The 4,815-nt window shown below is 72.0% G+C and carries 6 protein-coding genes; 5 read left to right on the top strand and 1 reads right to left on the bottom strand.

From position 1 onward, the window contains the following. The 4 genes from CCN33_RS11985 to CCN33_RS11970 form a co-directional block, all read left to right on the top strand. Positions 1 to 1,325: aspartate aminotransferase family protein (locus tag CCN33_RS11985; protein WP_086693621.1), on the top strand; the 1,325-nt coding region annotated here is incomplete at its 5' end. Between the two features lie 120 nt (positions 1,326 to 1,445). Then, positions 1,446 to 1,655, top strand: coding sequence for a hypothetical protein (locus tag CCN33_RS11980; protein ID WP_341866571.1), 210 nt, complete (start codon positions 1,446 to 1,448; stop codon positions 1,653 to 1,655). An 89-nt stretch (positions 1,656 to 1,744) separates the two neighbouring features. Further along, positions 1,745 to 2,437: a GntR family transcriptional regulator gene (locus tag CCN33_RS11975; protein WP_086693620.1), complete on the top strand. Its 693-nt coding sequence runs from the start codon at positions 1,745 to 1,747 to the stop codon at positions 2,435 to 2,437. A 23-nt stretch (positions 2,438 to 2,460) separates the two neighbouring features. Then, on the top strand, positions 2,461 to 3,336 hold the full coding sequence (locus CCN33_RS11970) for a LysR family transcriptional regulator (protein WP_086693619.1): 876 nt from the start codon (positions 2,461 to 2,463) through the stop codon (positions 3,334 to 3,336). 24 nt (positions 3,337 to 3,360) lie between these two features. Here CCN33_RS11970 and CCN33_RS11965 read toward each other — a convergent pair whose 3' ends face one another. Beyond that, positions 3,361 to 4,131: an oxidoreductase gene (locus CCN33_RS11965; protein ID WP_086693618.1), complete on the bottom strand. Its 771-nt coding sequence runs from the start codon at positions 4,129 to 4,131 to the stop codon at positions 3,361 to 3,363. A gap of 200 nt (positions 4,132 to 4,331) precedes the next feature. Between CCN33_RS11965 and CCN33_RS11960 the strand changes: the two genes are divergently transcribed. After that, on the top strand, positions 4,332 to 4,815 hold a 484-nt coding region (locus tag CCN33_RS11960; protein WP_086693617.1), incomplete at its 3' end, for a hypothetical protein.

The following is a 4,815-nucleotide window of genomic DNA, read 5'->3' as shown; positions in this document are numbered from 1 at the left end:
TGAAGGCCGCCGACCGGGCGCACGTGTTCCACTCCTGGTCCGCGCAGGACCTGATCGACCCGCTGGCCGTCGCGGGCGCGGAGGGCTCGTACTTCTGGGACTACGACGGCAAGCGGTACCTGGACTTCACCAGCGGCCTGGTGTTCACGAACATCGGCTACCAGCATCCGGAGGTCGTCGCCGCGATCCAGGAGCAGGCGGCGAGGATGACGACGTTCGCGCCGGCCTTCGCCGTGGAGGCCCGGTCGGAGGCGGCACGGCTGATCGCGGAGCGTACGCCGGGCGACCTGGACAAGATCTTCTTCACCAACGCCGGCGCGGACGCGGTCGAGCACGCGACCCGCATGGCCCGCCTGCACACCGGCCGCCCCAAGGTGCTGTCGGCCTACCGGTCGTACCACGGCGGCACCCAGCAGGCGGTGAACCTCACGGGCGACCCGCGTCGCTGGCCGTCGGACAACGGCAGCGCGGGCGTGGTGCACTTCTGGGCGCCCTTCCTGTACCGGTCCCGTTTCTACGCGGAGACGGAGGAGCAGGAGTGCGCCCGCGCGCTGGAGCACCTGGAGACGACGATCGCCTTCGAGGGGCCCGGCACGATCGCGGCGGTGATCCTGGAGACGATCCCCGGTACGGCCGGGATCATGGTCCCGCCTCCGGGCTATCTCGCCGGGGTCCGCGAGATCTGCGACCGCCACGGCATCGTCTTCGTCCTGGACGAGGTGATGGCCGGGTTCGGGCGGACCGGTGAGTGGTTCGCGGCGGACCTCTCGGGGGTCGTCCCCGACCTGATGACCTTCGCCAAGGGCGTGAACTCGGGGTACGTGCCCCTGGGCGGCGTCGCCATCTCCGGCGCCATCGCGGAGACCTTCGCCAAGCGTCCCTACCCCGGTGGTCTGACGTACTCCGGCCACCCCCTGGCCTGCGGGGCGGCCGTCGCCACGATCAACGTCATGGCCCGCGAGGGCATCGTGGAGAACGCCAGGCACCTCGGCGAGACGGTCCTCGCCCCCGCCCTCGCCACCCTCGCCGAACGCCACCCCAGCGTGGGCGAGGTCCGCGGTACGGGCATGTTCTGGGCCCTGGAACTGGTCAAGGACCGCGAGACCCGCGAGCCCCTGGTCCCCTACAACGCGGCGGGCGAGGCCAACGCCCCCATGGCCGCCTTCGCCGCCACCGCAAAGAAGAACGGCCTCTGGCCCTTCGTCAACATGAACCGCACCCACGTGGTGCCGCCCTGCAACATCACCGAACCGGAGCTGAAGGAGGGCCTGGCGGCCCTGGACGCCGCGCTGGCCACGGCGGACGAATACACCACGTCCGGCTGACCCGGCGAGTCCGGCGGAGCGCGCCCGCGCCTCCGCCGGACCGGCTCCTCAGGCCACTTCAACCCGCCCAGCCTGGCCAGGGCCCCCACCGACCTGGAAGCCCTCCGCGTCAGCGAGGGCATGCTCGCGATCCTCCTCCACCGCCTCACCACCCTCCCGGCGGCGGCCTTCCCCCTCACCACCCACCACGCGGCCGAACTGACCGCGGGCACCCCGCACGACCGCTTCGACTTCACGGTGCGCCTCATGATCGACGGCCTCGCCCAAAGCGACCCACACAGCATCCCCTCACACATAAAGGGCACCGGGGCTGATGCCCGGCAGGGGTGAACGCGTAAGGTGACGTGCTCGTAAGGGGTTGTGGGAATAGGCACGGACGTACGAGTGCGGCCCCATTCGTGTGAGGAGACTCCGGGACGATGCCCGGCTACGGCGCTGTGACGCGCAGTACCTTGCGGCAGCAGATCGCCGACGCGCTGCGCGACGAGGTGCTGGCCGGGCGGCTGCTGCCGGGGCGGGCGTTCACCGTGAAGGAGATAGCGGACCTGTACGGGGTCTCCGCGACGCCGGTACGGGAGGCGCTGGTCGACCTGTCGGCGCAGGCCCTGCTGGAGGCCGACCACCATCGGGGCTTCCGCGTCCCCGAGTACTCCCTCGCCGACTACCGGGGCATGATCGAGGCCCGCTCACTGGTCACCGAGAGCATGTTCCGCGTCCTCGCCCAGGGCCACCCCGCCTTCGCGGACCCGAAGAACCCCGACACCGCGGCCGCGCTCGCGACCGTACGGCGACGCGGCGAGGAGGCCCAGCGGGCGAACGCGGCCGGCGACCTCACCGTCCTCATCGGCTACGACCTCCGCTTCTGGCGCGAGCTGAGCGTGCTGTTCGGCAACCCCTACCTCGCGGAGTTCCTGCACCGCCTCCGCGTCCGCTCCTGGGTCTGCGCGGTCCAGCACCTCCGCCGCCTCCCCGAGGTCCGCGGCCGCCTGTGGGCCGGTCACATAGACCTGGTCGACGCCCTGTCGGCCCACGACCCCGAGGCCGCCCGAGCGATCGTCGCCGCGGCCAACGCCCACGCCCTGAAGATGGTCGAGGAACTCACCGGGGGCTGATCCCACGGAGGGACGGGACGCGTATGAGTCTGCGGCAGTTCGAGTACGCCCTGGCTGTTGCCGAGGAGGGGTCCGTCACGGCGGCGGCCGAGCGGTTGCGGGTGGCGCAGCCGTCGATGTCGCAGCAGATCAGGGGGCTGGAGCGGGATCTCGGGGTGGAGTTGTTCGCCCGGACGCCCACCGGGCTGACGCCCACCGTGGTCGGGCGGGCGTTTCTGCGGGAGGCGCAGGCCGCGGTGAACGCGGCGCGGCGGGCGACGGCGACCGCGCGGGCCGGGGCGGCCGAGCTGGTCGGCGAGCTGACCGTCGCCGTGCAGATGGGCTTCGGCACGCGCCAGCTCCCCGAGGCGCTCGGCGCGCTGCGCCGCCGCTACCCCCGGCTGGAGATCACCCTCTCCGAGGAGCCCAGCTCCGCCGAGCTGGACCGGCTGTGCCGCCGGGGCGTGCTGGACCTCGCCCTGATGGCGAAGTGCGACCGGACCCCCGCGGAAGCGCACCGCCTCGGCGAGGAGGAGTTCGTCGTGGTGCTCCCCACCGGTCACCCGCAACTCACGCAATCACGCATCGAGTTGCGCGACCTCAAGGGCGAGCCCTGGGTCCGGTTCGACCGGGACAGCGCGCTCGACGGCGTCCTCGTGGAGGCGCTTCGGGAGACCGACCCGGACCCCGGCACCGTCGCCCGGGTCTCCCAGACCGCGACCGCCGTCCGCTGGGCCGCCCAGGGCCTCGGCGCCACCCTCGTCCCCGCCTCGGCGGTCCCTCCGGGCCACCAGCACCTGGCCCGGCCGGTCTCCCCCGCCGTGGCCCAGCCCGTCATCGCGGTCGTCCGGAACCCGGCCGGCCCGGCGGAGACGGCCCTGCTGGAATTTCTCCGCAAGGAGAAATGGACCGGCTCCTGAAAGAATTCGCGGCCGGAATATCGCTCACCCCCGGCGGAATTCCCCGCCGTCGACCACCAAATTGCTTCCCGTCACCCAGCTCGCCTGGTCTGAGACCAGGAACAGCACCGCCCGCGCGATGTCGTCGGGCAGCCCGTCCCGCCCGAGCGGCACGAGGGAGTCGGGCCCGGCCTGCGTCGGGTCCAGGCGAGCCCACTCCTCCCGCACCTTCTCGCCGCCCGGAGTGGTGACCCGCCCCGGAGTGACCGTGTTGACCCGCACCCCGGCCGGGGCCAGCTCGGCGGCCAGGCCCTTGCTGTAGTTCTCCAGCCCCGCCTTCGCGACCGTGTAGTGCAGGAACGGGGGGAAGGCGACGGGCACGGCGGCGGAGGACACGTGCACGATCGCCCCGGACCCCCGCTCCCGCATCGCCGGTGCCAGCAGCGAGTCCAGCCGTACCGAGGCCAGCAGGTTCAGGTTCAGCGCGTCCAGCCACACCTCGTCCGGGATGTCGGTGGCGGACTCGTACGGGCTCGCCCCGCCCGCGTTGTGGACCAGGACGTCCACCCCGCCGAGCACGTCGACGGCGGCGGCCGCGAGCTCCTCCGCCCCTTCCCGGCTCCGCACGTCGGCGGCGACGAAGCGCACCCCCTCCGGCATCGTCTCCGGCTCAGAGCGGGCGGTGGTCAGCACCTCCGCGCCGGACTCCAGGAGCCGGGCCACGATGCCCGCCCCGATGCCCCGCGTACCCCCGGTGACCAGGGCCCGCTTTCCCTTGAGTTCCGGTGTTCCCGTTCCATTGCCCGTGATGGCCATTTCAGCGTTCCTCTCCCACTCAATTCACGGCGGACTTGCCGTCGAGTCGTTTCACGGTAGGCCCGGAAAAGAAGAGGAATCAAAGACCCAATAGCAGCAGGGGCCATAGGGCTTTCCTATGGCCCACCGTACGGACTACGCTGCCTGGTCCACCCGCGTGCGAGGAGACCCCCCGCACCGGACGATGCGAGGAGTCCTTCTTGGCCTGTGACCTGTGGCTGGTGCCGCTCGTGGATGTGCTGTGCCACACGCCGGACAACCCGTTCGCCGAGGAACTCGCGGTGTACAACAGCGCGTTGGCCGCCGCCGGGCTCCCCCCGGTCCCGGTCTACCAGTACATGCCGGGCCTGAACGGCGAGGTCGCCCCCGTCGCGGGATTCGACTACGACGCACTGCACTTCCTGCGCCGCGCGCACCTGCTCCAGCTCTGCGGCCTCCCCGTCACCCCCGTGGGGGAACTGGGCGGCGACTACGAGCAGTTGCTCGAGATGTTCGAGTCGACCGCCCAGCAGTCCCACCTGGTCTGGCACTACGACCACGCCGGCGCGTACGTCCCCCTGGACTTCCCGCAGCCCCTCTCCAACGACGAACTCCTCGCCGGCGGCGGCCCCCTGGGCTCGGCCCACGCCCTGCTGCGGGAGCTGGAGCAGGTCGCCCCGGCCATCGGCATCGACCCGGCGAACC

The organism is Streptomyces recifensis, assembly GCF_002154615.1.
GTDB classification, from domain to species: domain Bacteria; phylum Actinomycetota; class Actinomycetes; order Streptomycetales; family Streptomycetaceae; genus Streptomyces; species Streptomyces griseoluteus.
This window is presented reverse-complemented; position numbering and strand designations above follow the sequence as displayed.

What these genes read in the sequence shown, in the direction of transcription:
- CCN33_RS11965 (WP_086693618.1), bottom strand. Translation starts at nt 4,131, where the DNA reads ATGGCCATCACGGGCAATGGAACGGGAACACCGGAACTCAAGGGAAAG.
- CCN33_RS11975 (WP_086693620.1), top strand. Translation starts at nt 1,745, where the DNA reads ATGCCCGGCTACGGCGCTGTGACGCGCAGTACCTTGCGGCAGCAGATC.
- CCN33_RS11980 (WP_341866571.1), top strand. Translation starts at nt 1,446, where the DNA reads ATGCTCGCGATCCTCCTCCACCGCCTCACCACCCTCCCGGCGGCGGCC.
- CCN33_RS11970 (WP_086693619.1), top strand. Translation starts at nt 2,461, where the DNA reads ATGAGTCTGCGGCAGTTCGAGTACGCCCTGGCTGTTGCCGAGGAGGGG.